A 19,176-nucleotide genomic window follows, 5' to 3' on the forward strand; every position below is an offset into this window, starting at 1 on the left:
AACCACTGGACATCAGTCGTACACCCCTTCCACCAGCCACCGGCCGCCCTCACGGACCAGCAGCAACGCCGTCTCTCCCGGCTCTTCCCGATCCGGCTGCCCCGATGCGCCGAGCAGGACCTGGATCCGGGCCCGCCTACGCCTCTCCCCGGCCGCCCACCAGCTCTCCACCGCCGGCCACGGGCCGGCCCAGCCGAGCACCGGGCGGGCCGGCCCGCCGGCCACCGAGACCCGCTCCGGCGCGGCGGTGACCACGTGCCGGCCGGTGACCCCGACGTCCGCGCCGGCGGCGTCCAGCACCTCGGCGGAGGCCGGCCGGGTGGGCACGATCGACGGGGAGGGCGCGGGCAGCCGCCCCGGCCACGGCGGATCCGGGTCCAGTGCCGGGGCGCGCTCGTCCCCCCAGGGCACCCAGCGCACCCGGTCCGCCGGGCCCCGCCCGCCGCCGAGCACGCCGGTGACCACCGCGTCCTGGCCGAGCAGACCCTGCACGTGGACGAACGCCCTGCCGGCCCGCTCGGCGCCGGCTCCAGGATCCTCCCCGTCGCCGCGCCACAGCCCGAGTTGCAGTGCCCCCGCGTCGACCACTTCCTCCGGGTCCAGCCGCAGCACGCTCATCGCCGCGCTGGGCGCCCGCTCCTCGGCCGTGCCGCGCAGCCAGCCGTCGAGTTGCCAGCGCACCCGGTCGGCGATGCCGGCCGGGGTGAGCGGTTCGGCACATCGCCACACCCGGCGGAGTTCCTCGCCGCGCTCGGTGGTGGCCCGGATGCCCAGCCGGGTGCAGGCCAGGCCGCGCTCGGCGAGCCCCGCGTGCAGGCGCTCGGCGAGCGCCCGCGCGGCGAACGCGGCCGCGTCCACCCGGTCCACCGGCGGGTCGAGCGTCTCGGTGACGAGCAGTTCCACGGCCGGCCGGCGCCGCGCCGGGGGCCGTTCCTCGAGTCCGCGGGCCAGCCGGTGGGCCAGCACCGCTGCGGCGCCGAAGCGGGAGGCCACATCCCGCTCGGGCAGCGCGGCGAACGCGCCGAGGGTGTGCAGGCCGAGCCGGCGCAGCAGGTCGACCAGGGCGGCCCGGCTCCGGGCGGCGCGCCCGCCGTGCTCGGCCGCCGCCTCCAGGGTGCCGACGTCCAGTGGGGCGAGGAACGCCGCGCTGCCGCCCGCCGGCACGACCAGGCCCCGGCGCGCCGCCTGCCCGGCGGCGAACAGGCCGTCGGCCACGCCGACCTGGCATTCCACCCCGGCCACCGCGCCGACGTGGTCGACGATCCGCTCCGCGGCCGCCTCGGCACCGCCGAAGTAGCCGGCCGGGCCCCGCGCGGGCACCGCGACCACGCCGGGACGCACCACCTCCACCCCGGGCGCGAGCTGCTCCACGGCCACCGCGACCGGTTCGAACGCCCGCGCGTCCCGCACCGGATCGTCGGCGAACACCACCAGTTCGGGGCAGCGGCCCTGCGCCTCCCGCCGCCGCAGGCCGCGCCGCACCCCCTCGGCCCTGGCCACCCCCGAGCAGACCACCACCCGGTTCGCGGCCAGCACGGCGGCCGGCACGTCCGGAGGCAGGCCAGCCGCCCTGGCCGCGGCGACCACCGGCCAGTCCGGGCACCACACCACGAGCATGCGCGCGGTCATGCTGTCTTCTCCGCGAGTTCGCGCGCAGCCGCGATCGCGCCGCCGGGGCACCCCGCACCCGCACAAAACAACCCCGCCAGAAAAACGCCCTGCCGCCCCGATCGCGGGGCCTGACAGCCCCAGCGCGCCCTGTGGTCCCCCTGACTACCGCGACTCGGCGTGATCATGCGGTTCTCCCCGCGAGTTCGCGCGCGATCGAGCGCGGCCGCGCCGGGGCCGGGCGGTCGGCATGGGTTGCCCGGAGCCGGGTCGCGTCGCCGTCCGGCCCCTCGACGAGCATCCCGGCGGCGACCAGGTCGCGGGTGGCCGCGGAGACTGCGCGGTGGATCTGACCGTCCACTCGAGACTGATGCTCGGCGTCTACAGTGGACACTTCGGTGGCGCCGAGGATGCCGGCCTCGGCCGGCCCGAGCGCGCCGCCCTCGGCGGGCAGCAGCACGTCCGCCCGCCTCGGCCGGGCCGCCACACCGCGCCCCCGGGACAGCACCCGCACCCGCCGCCTGCGCAGGAAACCGTGCCCCGCACCCATCCCGGACCACCGGCCATCCGTGCAGATCAGCTCCACGTCCGGGGCCGGCCAGGGGCCGAGTGGAAGCAGTACGGCACCGCGCTGGCGGGCCCGCGCGGACAGCCGCCGCGCCATCCGGGAATCGAACGCGCCGCCGGCGCCGGAGCCTGCGGCGTCGCGGCGCTCGGCCGAGATCGGAGAGAGCGGCCGGACCGCCTCGGCCGGCCCGCCCTCCCCGGCCGGAACCCCTCTCTCGGGCAGGGCGGCGTTGCCGGGCGGGGCCGCCGCGACCAGGTCGACCCCGTCCAGCAACGCGGCCACCACCGAGGGGAACTCGGCGCCCGGCCGAGGGACCAGGGCGAGCCGGTGCACCGCGACCCCGAACTCTCGGGCGGCAAGCAACCCGAGATCGGGAACGCCCACCACGGCCGCCCACGAACCCTCCGCCGTCGCCGTGGCCAGCAACGCGAGCAGCAGCGACGTCGACCCGCGCACCGGCACCGTGCTGCCCCGCCGCAGGCCGCCCCACGGCAGCAGCCCCGCCAGCTCCGCCGGCACCGGCAGCACCCGCCCGGCGGCCCGAGCCTGGGCGGCCGTGGCCACCCCGCTGGCCGCGCCCACACCCTCACGCGCGGCCAGCGACGTCAACGACGCCACAGCGGACCCGGACAACCCGACTCTCCTCCCCACACCGACGTCGTGCGTACTCGCCGCCGCAGTGGACGCCGACGGCCCTCCGGTGAGGGAACGCCTCGGCGCGGCACCTCGGCGGATGCCCGCAACGAACCGCCGTGGGGAAGCCGGCGGCCGGAGCGGCCAGCCCCCGACGCCGGCCACTCCATAGTTCGAACACACGTTCGAACTATGGAGTCATCATAGCGGGCCGCCTCGCGACCGTGTCAACTGTTTCCCACGCCGTGTCTCGCCCCACGATCACGGCTCTCACCTGCGGTGATGCCGCCACCACTCGGCCAGACCGGCGGCACGTCCGGCGAGTTCCACCGGCACGAGCGCCCGGGCAGGCTCAGAAGGGCACCGTGACGCAGGCCAGCCGAGCGCCGGCCACGCCGGCCTGGCCGGGCCCGGTCATCGTGTGGGTCTGGTGGATGACCACGGAGTGGGCGCCGTCCGCGCGGAACCTCCACGGCACGGTGGTCTTCACGTCCGCCGCGCCCTGGGCGTTGGTGGTGAAGTCCAGCCACACCTCGTTCTGCGGATTGGCATAGGCCGGGTCGGTGGAGGGCTGGTGCGGGTCGTTCCTGTTCTGGTAGTGCGGACCCGCGTCCTCACCCGTGGCACCGCACCGCCTGGTATGCACGTGCGCGCCGTAGGCGTGGTTCGGCAGCAGGCCCGCCACCTGCAACTCGACCTGGGTGCCCTGGCCGGCGGGCGTGCTGGTCACCGTGGCCGTGGCGCCGGCGGGCACCTGCGCCCGGTCGTAGGTGATCGCCGTGGCGGTGTTCTGCGCGGAGTAGACGGCGAACGCCCCCGACGCCCGCGCGACGCCGGCACCACTGGTGGGCGCCGGGCTCGACGCCCCGGGCGAGACCGGGATCGAGCCACCGGGTGGGGCTCCGCCGCGCGAGCCGCAGCCCGCGACGGCGCATGCCGCCAGAACCACACCCACCAGACCAGCGAGCGTGCGCACCGTCATCCCCTTCCCCCGGGTCCCGAGCCCGCCACCCTCGCCATCAGCCTGCGGGCTCCGGCTCCGCCGCACAACCGGCCAGTCGGGGATAGCGGACCTCGTCACCGCATGGTGGGACGGCGGTGGCCAGTTCCGAACGCGCGCCGCGATCACGTTCCCACGATCACCAACGGTGCGGTTCGTGGAACGGGCCGTCAGTGCGCGAAGTGGCGGGTGCCGGTGAGGTAGAGCGGAATGCCGGCGGTCTCCGCCGCGGCGATCACCTCGGCGTCCCGCACCGAACCACCGGGCTGCACCACGGCGCGCACACCCGCGTCCAGCAGCACCTGCAACCCGTCCGGGAACGGGAAGAACGCGTCCGAGGCGGCCACCGAGCCGCGCGCCCGGTCGCCGGCGCGGGACACCGCCAGCCGAGCCGCGTCGACCCGGTTCACCTGGCCCATTCCCACGCCGACCGTGGCCTCGTCGTCGGCCAGCAGGATCGCGTTCGACTTCACCGCCCGGCAGGACCGCCAGGCGAACGCCAGGTCGGCCAGGGTCTGCGGGTCCACCGCCTTGCCGCAGGCCAGGGTCCACTTCGCCGGGTCGTCGCCGTCCGCGTCGACGGCATCCGCGGTCTGCACCAGCAGCCCGCCGGAGATCGCCCTGGTCTCCATGCCCCCGCGCGGCCTCGGCTCGGCCACCAGCAGCCGCACGTTCTTCTTGCGGGAAAGCACCTCCAGCGCACCGTCCGCATAGGACGGTGCGACAACCACCTCGGTGAACACCTCGGCGACCTGCTCGGCCATCTCGACGGTGACCTCGCGATTCGCCGCGATCACGCCGCCGAACGCGCTCACCGGGTCGCACGCGTGTGCCTTGCGGTGCGCGTCCGCGATCGCCGCCGGACCGTCCACACGGGACACCGCGATGCCGCACGGGTTGGCGTGCTTGATGATCGCCACGCAGGGCGCGTCGTGGTCGTACGCGGCGCGCAGCGCGGCGTCGGCGTCCACGTAGTTGTTGTACGACATCTCCTTGCCGTGCAACTGCTTCGCACCGGCCAGCCCGCCGGCCTGCTCGGCGGCGCCCGCGGTGAACAGCGCGGCCCGCTGGTGCGGGTTCTCGCCGTAGCGCAGCACCCTGCCGCGCCGCCAGGCGGCGCCGATCCAGCCGGGAAAGCCGGAGCCCTCGTCGTCCGGGGCGAGCACGCTGCCCATCCAGGACGCCACCGCCACGTCGTAGGAGGCGGTGTGCCGGAAGGCGTCCGCGGCCAGCCGCCGCCGGTCGGCCAGGGTGAACCCGCCGGCGCACACCTGCTCCAGCAGCCACTCGTAGCGCGCCGGGTCGACCACGACGGCCACGCTCGCGTGGTTCTTGGCCGCGGCCCGGACCATCGCCGGACCGCCGATGTCGATCTGCTCGACGCACTCGTCGGGTCCCGCGCCGGAGGCCACGGTGCTGGTGAACGGGTAGAGGTTCACCACCAGCAGGTCGAACCCGGCGATGCCGAGTTGCCGCAACTGCTCGACGTGCTCCGCCCGGCGGGTGTCCGCGAGCAGGCCGGCGTGCACCCGGGGGTGCAGCGTCTTCACCCGGCCGTCCAGGCACTCGGGGAAGCCGGTGACCTCCTCCACCGGGGTCACCGGGACACCCGCGTCGGCGAGCGCGCGGGCGGTGCCCCCGGTGGAGACGATCTCCACACCGGCCGCGTGCAGGCCGGTGGCCAACTCCAGCAGGCCGGTCTTGTCGGACACCCCGATCAAGGCTCGGCGCACCGGCCGCCGCTCGCCGGCGGCGGAGGGCGCCGAGGTCGTCGTCGAATCGGGCACAGCGGTCACGGGATGCTCACCTTCCGTCCGTTCACGGTGCAGCCCTCGCGCGCCAGCCGGGCAACCACGTCGACCAGCAGCCGCCGCTCCACCACCTTGATCCGCTCGTGCAGGCTGCTCTCGTCGTCGCCGGGCTCGACGAGAACGGCTTCCTGGGCCACGATCGGCCCGGTGTCCACGCCGTCGTCCACCAGGTGCACGGTGCTCCCGGTGACCTGCACGCCGTAGGCGAGCGCGTCGGCCACCGCATGCGCGCCGGGAAACGCGGGCAGCAGCGCGGGGTGCGTGTTGACCACCCGGCCCCCGAAGGCGGCCAGGAAGGTGGGGCCGAGGATCTTCATGAACCCGGCGGAGACCACCAGGTCCGGCCGATGCTTCGCGACGGCGTCGGTCAGCGCCACGTCCCACGCGGCGCGGTCGGCGTGGTCCCGCAGCCGCACCACGAATGTGGGCACTCCGGCCCGCTCGGCCCGCTTCAGCCCCTCGATGTCGCCGCGGTCGGCGCCCACCGCGACCACGTCGGCCGGGTAGTCCGGGTCGGCCGCGGCGTCCAGCAGGGCCGCGAGCAGCGTGCCCGAGCCCGACACGAGCACGACGACCCTGGCCGGCACCGGAACGCGGAGCCGATGGGTGTCCTGCGGGGCATCGGATGCGGCGGGATTCAGCATGATCTCCTGGCGGCGCCTGGTCGCGGGACAATGGCCAGCCTAAGCGGTGGCCTGTCGATCTTCCGCGCCAGGTCCGGCCAGCGACTTCGCCGCCTGCGGCGGCATCGGCATCAGCCCGGCCGGTTCGCTTCCTCGCCGCCGTCCGCCTCCACCGCCACGTCGGCCCCGCTCCCGGCATCCGGTCCGGCATCCGGCCCGGCATTCGGCTCGGCGTCCGGCTCGGGTTGGCTCGCGGCGCGCTCCGCGGCATCGTCCGTCGCCGAGGATTCGGCGCCGGCCCGGTCGGCTGCGGCCAGGGCGTCCTCCACCGCGGACTCGTCCAGCACCAGTTCCTCCGGTGCGGCCGGTTCCCGGTGCCGTGTCGCGCGGGCGCGGCGCCGCGACCGGGGACCGGCGAGGACGGTCACCAGGCCACCCGGCACGCCGACCCAGCCGAAGGCGACCAGGGCGAGCAGCCCGGCCGGCAGGCTCACCGGGTCGAACGGGCCGGCGCCCAGCCGGCCTCCGGTCACCGCGGCCAGCATGAAGGTGCCGGCGGCCACCACGGCGGCGGCGATCGCCACGGCACGGCACCTGGCCAGCGGGCCGCGGGCCAACCGCCGGCACCGCCAGCCGACCAGCCCGCCCACCGCCGCGGGCAGAGCGAGCACCAGCGCCGACGAGGCCGAGTGCTGCCGGGGCAACGCGGCGAGCAGCGGCACGTCCGGCAGCGCGCCGCCCACCACGTGCAGCGGACTGGCCACCACCGACCCGATGGAGAAGCCGGGGCCGAGCAGGTAGCTCAGCGCGCCCACCACCGCGTTCGGCAGGTAGCCCACGCACAGCAGCAGCATGCCGACGCCGTTGCCCGGCTCGGGGCCGACCCGGGCGAACAGGTCGCTCATCGCCGCCGAGGACCGCACCATGCCGAGCAGCAGCAGCCCCGCCGCGCAGCCGACCAGCGCGGCCAACCCCATGACGCCGAACCGCAGGCCGCGCCGGGCCACCCCGTCCAACCGGCCGAGCAGCACCTCGGCCAGCCCGCACCGCCGGGACACGCCCAGCGTGGCCGCCACCCCGGCGACCGCGCCGCAACCGAAGAACGCCACCACCGGGGACGCCGCCACCGGGCCGGCCGGCAGCAGCGCCGCGAGCGCCGCGCCGAACGTGGCGTGCGCCGCGGTGACGGTGAGCACCACCTGCCGGGCGTCCGCCGGCTCCACCAGGTCCAGCCGGTCGGCCGCGGCCGAGGACACCTGCGCCACCAGCAGCATCACCAGCGCGGTCGGCAGCAGCGGCAGCACTCCCAACTCGCCGCCGGAGAGGGTGAGCGGCACGTGGTACGCGGCGAGCCAGCCCGGCACCGCGCCGAACAGCGCGCCCGCGGTGGAGAACGTCGCACCCGAGGAGATCGCGGTGACCAGCGCCAGCAACGCCGCGACCGCGGCATACCCCGCGACCAGCGGACCGGCCGCGGCGAACGCCAGCACCCTCGCTCTCATCTCCCGGGAGAGCCCGGACGGCCGGACGGGATCGACAACCCCGTGCGGCTGCGGCGGCAGCACGGACACGGGCCCACTGTGACAGCCCGGCGCGGCAGCGGGCGGCCAGCCACGCCGGCCGGTCCGGCACCGTTACCGCGATCGGGGTGGGACGGGTGGCCGCCGGCCATCCGGATGAGCCGGTTCAGCCCTGGTTCTGCGCCCCGAACCCGCCGGGCGGCGTACCGGGCTGCTGGCTCTGCTGGCCCTGGCCGGACTGGCCCTGCTGCGGCTGCTGACCGGTCTGGCCCTGCCCCGAGCCGCCCTGACCCGAGCCGCCCTGACCCTGGCCCGGCTGACCGCTCTGGCCGCCCTGCCCGGCCTGACCGAACTGGCCCGGCTGGCCGAAGCCACCGGAGAACTGCCCCGGCTGGGACATGAACGCGGTCTGCTGTGCCGGCTGACCCGGCTGCCCCTGGCCGTACTGCGCCGGCGGCACCGGCTGGCCGTACCCGCCGGGCTGCGGACCGTACTGGCCCGGCTGCGGGAACCCGCCGGAACCGGGGCCGCCCCAGGCGGGCGGCGCCGGGTACGGCGCGGCCGGCTTCGGCTGCATGTTGATCAGTCCGACCTGGGCGAGCAGCGCGGTCACCGCGGCGACCATCTGCAGCACCCCGACCGCGAGAATGACCAGCACGATCGCAGGCAACGAGCCGGAACTCGCCACCACCGTGCGCAGCACGCCCAGCGCCCCGACCGCGCTGAGCACCGCCACCACCGGCGTCAGCATGGCGGGCGTGGCCAGCTTGGGCACCGCGGGCAGGGCGCCGAGCAGCCCCGCGGTGAGCAGGATGAGCACCTCGAAGCTCAACGGGCTGGCCTCGCCGGCGAAGGAGCAGAAATAACTCACCAACCCCAATCCGGCCACGGCGAGGCCAAGTTTCGACTCCGGGTCGGGGGACGGGGCCGGACCGCCTGGCCGTTGCTGGGGCGCGCCGATGGGCACGGACATGGTGAGGTCTCCTCCTCCGCGAGGGAGCTGTCACGGTCGACAAGACAAGCAGCCGAAGCTCATCGGCCCTGACTTTACCGACGAGCATGACCCACCGAAGGTTCCCGCACCCCGTGGCCCGAAAGCCGCGGCCCACGACGGGGGGGCCGGGCACCGCCCGTGGCGGCACCCGGCCCCCGCGGGAAGCCCGGCGGACTCGGCCTCAGCCGAGGGACTTCATGATCTCGCGCATCAACGCGGCGGTCTCGCTGGGTGTCTTGCCCACCTTCACGCCGGCCGCCTCCAGCGCCTCCTTCTTCGCCGCCGCGGTACCCGAGGAGCCGGACACGATCGCGCCGGCGTGCCCCATCGTCTTGCCCTCCGGCGCGGTGAAGCCGGCCACGTAGCCGACCACCGGCTTGGTGATGTTGGCCTTGATGTACTCGGCCGCCCGCTCCTCGGCGTCGCCGCCGATCTCGCCGATCATCACCACGGCCGCGGTCTCCGGGTCGTCCTGGAATGCCTGCAGCGCGTCGATGTGCGTGGTGCCGATGACCGGGTCGCCACCGATGCCGACGCAGCTCGAGAAGCCGAAGTCGCGCAGCTCGTACATCATCTGGTAGGTCAGCGTGCCGGACTTCGACACCAGGCCGATCTTTCCGGGCCCGGTGATGTCGGCCGGGATGATGCCCGCGTTCGACTTGCCTGGGCTGATCACGCCGGGGCAGTTTGGCCCGACGATCCTGGTCTTGTTGCCGCCCGCCACGGCGTGCGCCCAGAACGCCGCCGAGTCGTGCACCGGGATGCCCTCGGTGATCACCACGGCCAGTCCGATGCCGGCGTCGATGGCCTCGAACACCGCGGCCTTGGCGAACTTCGGCGGCACGAAGATCACCGTGACGTCGGCGCCGGTGGCCTCCATCGCCTCGGACACGGTGGCGAACACCGGCAGCACGTTGCCGTCGAAGTCGACCTTCTGGCCGGCCTTGCGCGGGTTGACTCCGCCGACGATGTTCGTGCCGGCCTTGAGCATCCGCTTGGTGTGCTTGGTGCCCTCGGAGCCGGTCATGCCCTGGACAATGACCTTGCTGTTCTCGTTGAGGAAGATGGCCATTGCCGTCACACTCCCGCAGCAGCGAGCTCGGCGGCCTTGTCGGCCGCGTTGTCCATCGTGTCCACCACGGTCACCAGCGGGTGGTTCGCCTCGGCGAGGATGCGCCGACCTTCCTCGACGTTGTTCCCGTCCAGCCGGACGACCAGCGGCTTGGTCGCCTCGCCACCCAGGATGCCCAGCGCCTGGACGATGCCGTTGGCCACCGCGTCACACGCGGTGATACCACCGAAGACGTTCACGAACACACTGCGCACGTCCGGGTCGGACAGGATGATCTCCAGCCCGTTGGCCATCACCTCGGCGGACGCGCCGCCGCCGATGTCCAGGAAGTTGGCCGGCTTGACGCCACCGTGCTTCTCCCCGGCGTAGGCCACCACGTCCAGAGTGGACATCACCAGGCCGGCGCCGTTGCCGATAATGCCGACCTGCCCGTCCAGCTTGACGTAGTTCAGGTCCTTGGCCTTGGCCCTCGCCTCCAGCGGGTCCTCGGCCCGCTCGTCCACCAGGTCGGCGTGGCCCGGGTGGCGGAAGCGCGCGTTGTCGTCCAGGGTGACCTTGCCGTCCAGCGCGACGATCTTGTTCTCCGGGTCCCGCACCAGCGGGTTGACCTCGACCAGCGTGGCGTCCTCGCCGACGAAGACATCCCACAGCTTGACGATCACCTCGGCCACCGCCTCGGCGACCTCCGCCGGGAACTTCGCGGCGGCCACGATCTCCTTGGCCTTGGCCAGATCCACACCAGCCAGCGGGTCGATCGGCACCTTGGCCAGCGCCTCGGGCTTGGTGGCGGCGACCTCCTCGATCTCCATGCCGCCCTCCACCGAGGCCATGGCCAGGAAGGTCCGGTTGGCGCGGTCGAGGAGGAAGGAGAAGTAGTACTCCTCGGCGATGTCGGACGCCGTGGTGACCAGCACCCGGTGCACGGTGTGGCCCTTGATGTCCATGCCGAGGATGGCCTCGGCCTTGGCCCGGGTCTCGTCCGGGTTCTCGGCCAGCTTCACGCCACCGGCCTTGCCCCGGCCTCCGGTCTTCACCTGGGCCTTGACCACCACGGTCTGGCCGAGTTTCTCGGCGGCGGCCCGCGCCTCTTCGGGGGTGGTCGCCACGGTGCCCGGCAACACCGGGACGCCGTGGGCGGCGAAGAGCTCCTTCGCCTGGTACTCGTACAGGTCCACTCGACTCTCCTGCGACGTCGGTGTCGGACTGGTGGCTCGTGTCCAGGTGGCCCGCCTGGTACTCCGGCGTCCCGGGTGGCGCCTGGCTGCCCCGTCGGGCGGCGTGCCGGCCGTCGCCGGCTCCAGCCCCGACCGCGGGCGCCGGCATGGCCCCTCGGATCCCGCCTTGACCTCGCCAGAAAGCCACCTGGCACGCCGGCCGTTCCGGCGGGGACCACACCGGACAAGGCTCGCGCAGACCCTATCGACCAGCGGCGGAGGTCGGGGCACCGCACTCGGTGAGGTCCGTCACCGGGCGCCGTGAGGTCGGTCACCCCAGGTCAGCGAGGCTTGCCTGTCGTCAGCCAGTCCGGCGCGGCCCCGCCCGCGCCGGCGGGCCGGCACCGCCTCAGGCGCCGGCGGGCTGGGCGACGTGGGCGCGGACCCATTCGACGATCTCGTGGGTGGTCGCGCCGGGGGTGAACACCTTCGCCACACCGAGCCGCTCGAGTTGCGGGATGTCCTCCTCGGGGATGATCCCGCCGCCGAACACCACGACGTCCTCGGCGTTCTTCTCCTTCAGCAGGTCGACCACCTTGGCGAACAGGGTCATGTGCGCACCGGAGAGGACGGACAGGCCGACCGCGTCGGCGTCCTCCTGCAGCGCGGTCTCCACGATCTGCTCGGGCGTCTGGTGCAGGCCGGTGTAGACCACCTCCATGCCGGCGTCACGCAGGGCGCGCGCCACCACCTTGGCACCCCGGTCGTGCCCGTCCAGCCCCGGCTTGGCCACGACGACGCGGATCCGGCCGCTCATGGTTACCTCACTCCTCCGCGAGAACGTGTGCACGTCTCAAGCCGCGGCACCCACAGCGCCGAATCGCCTCAGCGTCGAGGACCGCGAGCGCAGGGTAAGCCATGCGACGCCAGGGGTGACCGCGACGAAGGGCACGTCACACCGGCCCCGCCCGCTCATCGTCCGCCCTCCCGCGCGCACCGTCCTCCGCCGTGCGCGTGCCGCTCCGCGCCGAGGTCAGCGCACCGACCAGCAGCGCCAGCGCGCAGGCCACCGCCAGCCAGGTGCCGGGACCGGCCGACGCCCCCTCGGCTCGCGCCCCGGTCAGCGGCATCTCCAGCAACCGGACACCGACCACGCCGGCGGCACCGAGCAGCAGCGCGGTGCGCCGCGCCGGCCGGCACAGCGGGGCCAGCACCGCGGCGCCGACCACGGTGGCCAGCCCGACCAGCAGGCCCCAGGAGGCGACCCGGAAGTCCGACCACACGCCCGGCTCGACGTAGTCGGGGGCGCGCAGTGCGGGCAGCCCGAACGCGCCCACGGCCAGCACCGCCGCGACCGCCGCAGGCACCGTCGCCGCCGGGTTCGGCCGCACGTCGGTGAGGTCGACATCGTCCCGCTCCACCCCGCCGGCCAGCGCGGCGCAGCAGGCCACCGCCACCGACCCGAGGACGGCCAGCCCGGTCAGCCAGGCGCCCACCCCGGGCCGCACGTCCGCGCCGACCTGGCTGGCGGTGAGCACGGCGTCCCCGGCGGCGGCCCCGGCCAGCGGGATCGCCGCCCAGGCCACCGCCAGCGCCGGCCGCACCGCGGTGGCCAGCCGCGCGGACAGCGAGGCCACCCCGAGCACGCTGACCAGCAGCCCGGCCGGCAGCAGCAGCCGGCTGGCGTAGCCGGCCGGCAGCGAAACGCCCTCCGGCACCACCAGTTGCGGGGCGAGCACGCCGCCCAGCGCGGCCACCCCGGTCAGCACGGCCAGCAGCCCGGCCGCGGTCTGCAGCCGGGCCTGGCCGGGCAGGGTGACCTCGGCCGGCTCCTCCGGCTGGTCGTCCTCGGCCGGCACGGCGCGCCCGGCGGGCACCGCGAACGCGGCCAGGCCCACCGCGGCGGCCAGCGCCACCGGCGGGCCCCAGGTCAGGTGCACCTCCGCCACGCTGGCCGTGGCCGCCAGTGGCGGCACGGCCAGGACGAACACGCCGGTGGCGATGCCCAGCAGCCCACCACGGGTGGTGGCCGGGTCGGCGGAACTCGCCGCGAGCACGGCGGCCAGCGGCACGGCGATCGCGACAAGCAGCCCGCCGGCCATCGCGGCGACCGGGGCGTCCAGCGCCGCACGCGGCACCAGGAACGGGTCGTCCGAGGTGAACGGCCGGCCGACCAGTCCAACCGCGCCGGCAAGCCCGAGGCACAGCGCCACCGCCAGCCGGCCCTGGCGCAGCGGCGCCACCCGAGCCACCGGCTCGCCGCGCGCCGCACCCTCCGGCTGGGCGCCCGGCCGGCTCGCGGCCAGCAGCCCGGCCAGCCCGGTAGCCAGGTGCCCGGCCAGCAGCAGCCACAGCCCGAGGCTCGGATGCAGCGGCGCCAGCGAGGTGGGACGCAGCAGTTCGGGGCGCCCGGTCAGCCCGGCGTCCACGGCGAGTTGCAGGTCGGCCACGGCCCTGCCGGGAGCGATCAGGGCGAACGCGGTGAGCACCGCCGCGGCCACGCCCGCCCGGCCACGCAGCAGGAACCCGCCGGCCAGCACCACCGGCAGCAGATCGAGTACGAGGAGCATCGGCCAGGCGGGGAACGCGGGCGGCGCGGGCGGGCTGACCACTCCGGCGATCGCACCGGCGGCCAGCAGCAGGGCGCCGACCGCGGCGGCCACCAGCGCCGCGCGCAGCCGCCCCGGCACGCCGGAGCCGGCCTCAGCCCACTCGGCAGGTGTCGCGTCCTCGCCCGGCGGTTGTCCCTCCGGCGCGCGCCTGGCGCCGCCGCGGGGGCCGCGGCCGGCACGCCGAACAGTTGAGCCGGAATACGGCGAACGGCTCCGGTCGGTCACTACGCAGACGCTAGCAAGGTCGGCCGCGATATGCGGCCCCTTCTCGGTGTCGTTTCGGATGTTCGCGTCATCCGGCGACCTCGGCGCGGTCCGTGCGGCCGGTCGGACGAGCAGAACCGGCGGCCGGTCGCCGGGCCCGGTTCTGAATGACGCTCACGGGGTATCCGGAGGCATGTCGTGACCAAGGAGTTGTCCACGTTGTCGGTTCCGTCACCTATGGTCACTCGTATGGGCAACGGCGTCCTTTCCCGGCTGACCGGGGCGCTGCGTAGCGGGGCCGGTCAGGGGTTGGACCTCGCCCGTGACATTGGCGTGCACACCGCGCAGACGATCCGCGCGCTGTCCTCGCTGGGCGCCATGCGTGGCGTGGTGGTTGAGGCCACCTGGCTGGCGCTGCACGCCGTGCTCTACCCGCTCGGCACCGTGGCGCAGGACCTGCGCCCGGACGGCCCGTACGGGCACTACCGGACCGACGACCTCCCGCCCCAGCAGCGCGGCCTGGTGGTGGCCGCGATGGAGGCGGCGGGCACGCCGATCGTGCTGATCCACGGCGTCGCGGACAACCGCTCGGCGTTCGCGCTGCTCGGTGGCGCGCTGCGGCGGCGAGGGTTCGGGGTGGTGCACGCGCTGAACTACGGCTGGCTGACCGCGTTGACCGGGGACATCCGCCGGGCCGCCGAACTGCTTGGCACGCACATCGAGCGGATCTGCGAGCAGACCGGGTCGGAACGGGTGCACATCGTCGGGCACTCGCTCGGCGGGCTGGTGGCCCGCTACTACGTGCAGCGCCTGGGCGGTGACGCCAGGGTGCGCACGCTGGTCACCCTGGGCACGCCGCACCAGGGCACGCTGGCGGCGTACCTGCTGCCCACCCGGCTGGCCGGCCAGCTCCGCCCCGGCTCGCCGCTGCTCACCGAGCTGGCCGGGCCGGCGCCCGGCTGCCGCACCCGGTTCGTGGTGGTGTGGAGCGAGATGGACCAGGTGGTCATCCCGCAGCGGAACGCCCGGCTGGTACACCCGGACCTGGTGATCGAGGAGCACCGGCTGCCCGACACCGGGCACCTGTCGCTCGCCGTGGACGCCCGCGCCCGGCACGTCGTCGTCACGACGCTGGCCCGGCTGGAGGACGACGAGTCGCCGACCGGGCTGCTGCCCCACCCCCGGCAGCCCGGAGAGCCACCGGCGCACCGGCCGAGCGCGCGGGTGCACCACCCGCACTAACCGACAGGGGACAACCGGTCGGCACATCCGGTCAGATCGGCATATTCGGGATCTCGGTGTTTGCCGGAGCGGCCGAAGGTTCGCTAATGTCCCCCGGTCCGTTGTCACAGTCCGGTCACAGTCGGACATGGAGCCGGTCACCCCGAGCCGGCACCCCGGGATCCCCCGCCCGGCGTCCACACCGGATTCCCCGAGACGGAAGGGCAGGCTTTGGCTCCATACCGCTCCCCGGGCGGCCAAATCCAGTCCCCGGCGCGCGCGCGGGCACGTACCCCGGTCCCGTCGCGCCCGAAGGCCGGCCACCGGCTTCCCCCGCCGCCGTCCGCGCTGCGCGGCCGGGTCATGATCGCCGCGGTGGCGGTCGGCGCGTTCGCCGCCGCCGGCGCCGGCCAGGTGCTGCACCCCATCGCGTCGGCCGAGGGCTTCACGCCGCTGGCCGATGGGCAGGACGCGAACGCGGCGTTAGGAGTCGGCGGTGCCCCGCCGGCCGCGCCCGACGTGCTGCCGGTGGCCCGGACCACCGACGCGTCCGCGGAGGCGCAGAAGCTGGTCAAGTCCCAACGCATCGCCGAGCAGCAGGCCGAGGCCGATGCCGAGGCGCACCGGCCGCTGTTCGTCAAGCCGGCCGAGGGCATCTTCACCTCGGGCTTCGGCGGCCGGTGGGGCGTGATGCACTACGGCGTCGACATCGCCAACCGGATCGGCACCCCGATCCTCGCCGCGGCCGACGGCGTGGTCATCGACGCCGGGCCGGCCAGCGGGTTCGGGCTGTGGGTGCGGATCCAACTCGCCGACGGCACGATCAACGTCTACGGCCACGTCGACTCGTATTCCGTGCGGGTGGGCCAGCACGTCCAGGCCGGTCAGCAGATCGCCAGGATGGGCAACCGCGGCTTCTCCACCGGCCCGCACCTGCACTTCGAGGTGTGGAACCCGGCCGGTCGGAAGATCGACCCGCTGCCCTGGCTGAACGAGCGCGGCATCACCCTCTGAACCCGCCGAGACGGGCGCCCGGCTACAACTTCACCAGCGGCACGCCGCCGATGAGCATCAGCTTGATGGTGCCGGCCGAGCCGAAGTCGATGGTGGCGGTCGCCCTCGGGCCACTGCCCTCGGTGGCCACCACCGTGCCCAGCCCGTACTTGTCGTGGTTGACCCGGTCGCCGACCTCGAGTTTCAGCGCGGGTGCTGCCGCCTCGCCGCCGGACCGCCAGCCACGGAACGACGTGGTGCGCATGCCCCGCTCGGCCAGCCCGGCCTGTGCCGAGTCGCCGCCGGTGGAGCGGCGGCCCCAGGTGGTGGCCGCGCTCGGACCGGACCGCTCCGACTCGACCCGCCGCCAGTCGAGCAGGTCGTGCGGGATCTCGTCGAGGAACCGGGACGCCGGGTTGGTCACCGGCTGGCCCCACGCCGAGCGCATCAGCGAGCGGGACAGGTACAGCCGCTGCCGGGCCCGGGTGATCCCGACGTAGGCCAGCCGCCGTTCCTCGGCGAGTTCGGCCGGTTCGCTGAGCGCGCGCAGGTGCGGGAACACCCCGTCCTCCCAGCCGGTGCAGAACACCACCGGGAACTCCAGCCCCTTGGCGGTGTGCAGGGTCATCAGCGTGACCACGCCCTCGCCCTGCTCCGGCACGCTGTCCGAGTCGGCCACCAGGGACACCCGCTCCAGGAACGCGGCCAGCGAGTCCTGCGCCGGCACGTCGGCCGCCTCCTCGGCCTCCTCGACTGGGCCGGCGCCCTCGGTGAACTCCCTCGCCACGGTGACCAGCTCGGTGAGGTTGTCCAGCCGGGAGCCGTCCTGCGGGTCGTCGCTGGCCTCCAACTCCGCGCGGTAGCCGGTGCGGTCCAGCACCGCGTCCAGCACGGCGGCCACGTCCTCGCCGGCGTCCACCAGCCCGCGCAACTCGTCGACGAGGTCGACGAAGCCCGCGATGGCGCGCTGGGAGCGCGGGTTCAGCTCGGGGATCCGGCCGGCCGCCGCCTCGCGCAGCGCCGCGGCGAAGGACACCCGCTCCCGCTCGGCGTGCGCGGACACGCAGGACTCGGCCCGGTCGCCGATGCCTCGCTTGGGCACGTTGAGGATGCGCCGCAGGCTGACCGTGTCCTCCGGGTTGGCCAGCACCCGCAGGTAGGCAAGCGCGTCACGGACCTCACGGCGCTCGTAGAAGCGCACCCCGCCGACCACCCGGTAGGGCAGGCCGAGCCGGATGAAGATCTCCTCGAACACCCGCGACTGGTGGTTGGTCCGGTAGAACACCGCGATGTCGCCGTTGCCGCACTCCCCGGAGTCGACCAGCTTGTCGATCTCGGAGGCGACGAACGCGGCCTCGTCGTGCTCGTTGTCCGCCACGTAGCCGATGATCTTGTGTCCGTCGCCGGCCTCCGTCCACAGCCGCTTGTCCCTGCGGTTGGGATTGCGCGCGATCACCGCGTTCGCCGCGGAGAGAATGGTCTGGGTGGAGCGGTAGTTCTGCTCCAGCAGGATGGTCCGCGCGTTCGGGAAGTCCCGCTCGAACTCGACGATGTTGCGGATGGTGGCGCCGCGGAAGGCGTAGATGGACTGGTCGGCGTCGCCCACCACGCACAGCTCGGACGGTTCCACCTCGCTGTCCGCCTCGGTCCCGACCAGCTCGCGGACCAGCACGTACTGCGCGTGGTTGGTGTCCTGGTACTCGTCCACCAGCACGTGCCGGAACCGGCGCCGGTAGTGCTCGGCGACCTCGGGGAACGCCTGCAGGAGCTGCACCGTGCGCATGATCAGGTCGTCGAAGTCCAGCGCGTTGGCCTCGCCGAGCCGGCGCTGGTAGGCGGCGTACACCTCGGCCACCCGCCGCTCCAGGTCGCCCGCGGCCAGCGCGGCCGCCCGCTGCGGGTCGATCAGCTCGTTCTTGTGGTTGGACACGTGCGCGGCCAGGGTGCGCGCCGGGTAGCGCTTCGGGTCCAGGTCGAGGTCCCTGGCGACCAGGGTGACCAGGCGGCGGGTGTCGTCCGCGTCGTAGATGGAGAAGCTGGACGACATGTCGGAGTCCAGCAGCTCGCGGAGTTGCTTGGCCTCCCGGCGCAGCAGCCGCACGCACATCGAGTGGAACGTGGACACCCACATCGCGTTGGCCCGGGGGCCGACGAGCGCGGTGACCCGCTCCTTCATCTCGGCCGCGGCCTTGTTGGTGAAGGTGATCGCCATGACCTGGCCGGGATGCACGTCCCGCGCGGCGAGCAGGTAGCCGATGCGGTGGGTGAGCACCTTGGTCTTGCCCGAGCCGGCGCCAGCCACCACCAGCAGCGGCGAGCCGGTGTGCAGCACGGCCTCGCGCTGCTGCGGATTGAGCCCGTCGAGCAGGGCGTCGGGCCCCTCGGCGGCGCGCGGGCGCGGGGCGTCGGCATGGACGTCGAAGAGGGTGCTCATCAACGAATCACGTTACCCGGAGAGGGTGACAACGCCCGGCCGCGCCTCCGGCGTTGCGGCGCCCTTTCCGGTGCGCGGGGACACACCGTCGCCGCGCTGCCCGTCCCAGGGTTCGGACGCCGCGCTCGCCCGACTGCGGTGCGGTATGGCAGACTGGCGGAGTGCTGACGCGCCACCGTTTCTACTTTTTCTACGGGAACCGGACTCCGGCTCCCGTGGTCGCGTAGGCACGAACAAGGCCACCAGGAAGCCCTGGAGTCCGGCAGGACCCCGGGGCTTTGTCGCGCCGGGGCCGGGTTCCGGGGGAGAACACCGGAGGGCATAGCGATGAACGTGACCCTGCCCAGCGACGACGAGCAGGCCGAGGCGGAGGCTCCCGAGACCCCACGCACGGCCGAGGACATCAATGCGTTGCGCAAGGAGATCGACTACCTGGACAGCGAGATCCTGCGCCTGGTGAAGCGGCGCAACGAGGTGTCCAAGGCCATCGGGGCGGCGCGGATGGCCGCGGGCGGGACCAGGATCGTCTACAACCGCGAGATGGCCGTGATCGCGCGGTACCGGGAACTGGGACCGGAGGGCCGCGAACTGGCCATGGCACTGCTCAAGCTGGGCAGAGGTCCGCTGGGCCGCTGAAGCCACGGCGACCTCCGTCGCGGGTCGCCCCGATCCGGCGCGGTCGACGACCGCGCGGGGCCGTCCGATGCCCGTCGCGGCCCGGTAGCACGC

At 74.4% G+C, this 19,176-nt stretch carries 14 protein-coding genes and 1 pseudogene; 3 read left to right on the forward strand and 12 right to left on the reverse strand.

The annotated features are described in order from the left end of the window. Nucleotides 1-12: 12 nt before the first annotated feature. From FFT21_RS04325 to FFT21_RS04375, 11 genes and pseudogenes are all read right to left on the reverse strand, one after another. On the reverse strand, nt 13-1,629 hold the full coding sequence (locus FFT21_RS04325; protein WP_225978086.1) for a DNA polymerase Y family protein: 1,617 nt from the start codon (nt 1,627-1,629) through the stop codon (nt 13-15). A 550-nt stretch (nt 1,630-2,179) separates the two neighbouring features. Continuing rightward, nucleotides 2,180-2,809: pseudogene (gene imuA', locus FFT21_RS30895) on the reverse strand (DnaE2-dependent mutagenesis accessory factor ImuA'); the annotation flags it as partial. Nucleotides 2,810-3,161: 352 nt separating this feature from the next. Continuing rightward, entirely contained in the window at nt 3,162-3,764 is a 603-nt protein-coding gene (locus tag FFT21_RS04335) for a superoxide dismutase family protein (RefSeq protein ID WP_225978087.1), read from the reverse strand. 215 nt (nt 3,765-3,979) lie between these two features. Beyond that, nucleotides 3,980-5,596: a bifunctional phosphoribosylaminoimidazolecarboxamide formyltransferase/IMP cyclohydrolase gene (gene purH, locus FFT21_RS04340; RefSeq protein ID WP_137812692.1), complete on the reverse strand. Its 1,617-nt coding sequence runs from the start codon at nt 5,594-5,596 to the stop codon at nt 3,980-3,982. Between the two features lie 5 nt (nt 5,597-5,601). Further along, complete coding sequence (gene purN / locus FFT21_RS04345) at nt 5,602-6,264, reverse strand: phosphoribosylglycinamide formyltransferase (protein WP_137812439.1); 663 nt, start codon at nt 6,262-6,264, stop codon at nt 5,602-5,604. A 110-nt stretch (nt 6,265-6,374) separates the two neighbouring features. Next, on the reverse strand, nt 6,375-7,814 hold the full coding sequence (locus tag FFT21_RS04350; RefSeq protein ID WP_137812440.1) for a cell division protein PerM: 1,440 nt from the start codon (nt 7,812-7,814) through the stop codon (nt 6,375-6,377). A 115-nt stretch (nt 7,815-7,929) separates the two neighbouring features. Next, nucleotides 7,930-8,736, reverse strand: a complete 807-nt coding sequence (locus FFT21_RS04355) for a DUF5336 domain-containing protein (protein WP_192909384.1) — start codon at nt 8,734-8,736, stop codon at nt 7,930-7,932. A gap of 202 nt (nt 8,737-8,938) precedes the next feature. Then, on the reverse strand, nt 8,939-9,829 hold the full coding sequence (gene sucD, locus FFT21_RS04360; RefSeq protein WP_137812441.1) for a succinate--CoA ligase subunit alpha: 891 nt from the start codon (nt 9,827-9,829) through the stop codon (nt 8,939-8,941). A 5-nt stretch (nt 9,830-9,834) separates the two neighbouring features. Next, complete coding sequence (sucC, locus tag FFT21_RS04365) at nt 9,835-11,004, reverse strand: ADP-forming succinate--CoA ligase subunit beta (RefSeq protein WP_137812442.1); 1,170 nt, start codon at nt 11,002-11,004, stop codon at nt 9,835-9,837. A 388-nt stretch (nt 11,005-11,392) separates the two neighbouring features. Further along, nucleotides 11,393-11,800 carry a coenzyme B12-dependent isobutyryl CoA mutase small subunit gene (gene icmB, locus FFT21_RS04370; RefSeq protein ID WP_137812443.1) on the reverse strand — a complete coding sequence of 136 codons (408 nt, stop codon included), beginning with the start codon at nt 11,798-11,800 and terminating at the stop codon, nt 11,393-11,395. A gap of 136 nt (nt 11,801-11,936) precedes the next feature. Continuing rightward, a complete protein-coding gene (locus FFT21_RS04375) occupies nt 11,937-13,820 on the reverse strand; it encodes an amino acid adenylation domain-containing protein (protein WP_137812444.1) in 1,884 nt (627 codons plus the stop codon). Nucleotides 13,821-14,048: 228 nt separating this feature from the next. Between FFT21_RS04375 and FFT21_RS04380 the strand changes: the two genes are divergently transcribed. Continuing rightward, nucleotides 14,049-15,041, forward strand: a complete 993-nt coding sequence (locus tag FFT21_RS04380) for an alpha/beta fold hydrolase (RefSeq protein WP_137812445.1) — start codon at nt 14,049-14,051, stop codon at nt 15,039-15,041. Nucleotides 15,042-15,383: 342 nt separating this feature from the next. Beyond that, nucleotides 15,384-16,034 (forward strand): M23 family metallopeptidase, encoded by a 651-nt coding sequence (locus tag FFT21_RS04385; protein ID WP_137812446.1) that lies wholly within the window; start codon nt 15,384-15,386, stop codon nt 16,032-16,034. A gap of 22 nt (nt 16,035-16,056) precedes the next feature. On the opposite strand, the gene pcrA is transcribed toward FFT21_RS04385, so the two are convergent. Continuing rightward, entirely contained in the window at nt 16,057-18,447 is a 2,391-nt protein-coding gene (gene pcrA, locus FFT21_RS04390; RefSeq protein ID WP_137812447.1) for a DNA helicase PcrA, read from the reverse strand. 327 nt (nt 18,448-18,774) lie between these two features. Here pcrA and FFT21_RS04395 point away from each other — a divergent pair, with 327 nt between their 5' ends. Next, nucleotides 18,775-19,083, forward strand: coding sequence for a chorismate mutase (locus tag FFT21_RS04395; RefSeq protein ID WP_137812448.1), 309 nt, complete (start codon nt 18,775-18,777; stop codon nt 19,081-19,083). Nucleotides 19,084-19,176 lie beyond the last annotated feature (93 nt).

The organism is Gandjariella thermophila (assembly GCF_005405885.1).
GTDB classification, from domain to species: domain Bacteria; phylum Actinomycetota; class Actinomycetes; order Mycobacteriales; family Pseudonocardiaceae; genus Gandjariella; species Gandjariella thermophila.

Coding starts and splice junctions, on each gene's coding strand:
- FFT21_RS04325 (WP_225978086.1), bottom strand. CDS start 1,629: ATGACCGCGCGCATGCTCGTGGTGTGGTGCCCGGACTGGCCGGTGGTC.
- purN (WP_137812439.1), bottom strand. CDS start 6,264: ATGCTGAATCCCGCCGCATCCGATGCCCCGCAGGACACCCATCGGCTC.
- FFT21_RS04355 (WP_192909384.1), bottom strand. CDS start 8,736: ATGTCCGTGCCCATCGGCGCGCCCCAGCAACGGCCAGGCGGTCCGGCC.
- sucD (WP_137812441.1), bottom strand. CDS start 9,829: ATGGCCATCTTCCTCAACGAGAACAGCAAGGTCATTGTCCAGGGCATG.
- icmB (WP_137812443.1), bottom strand. CDS start 11,800: ATGAGCGGCCGGATCCGCGTCGTCGTGGCCAAGCCGGGGCTGGACGGG.
- FFT21_RS04380 (WP_137812445.1), top strand. CDS start 14,049: ATGGGCAACGGCGTCCTTTCCCGGCTGACCGGGGCGCTGCGTAGCGGG.
- FFT21_RS04385 (WP_137812446.1), top strand. CDS start 15,384: ATGATCGCCGCGGTGGCGGTCGGCGCGTTCGCCGCCGCCGGCGCCGGC.
- pcrA (WP_137812447.1), bottom strand. CDS start 18,447: ATGAGCACCCTCTTCGACGTCCATGCCGACGCCCCGCGCCCGCGCGCC.
- FFT21_RS04395 (WP_137812448.1), top strand. CDS start 18,775: ATGAACGTGACCCTGCCCAGCGACGACGAGCAGGCCGAGGCGGAGGCT.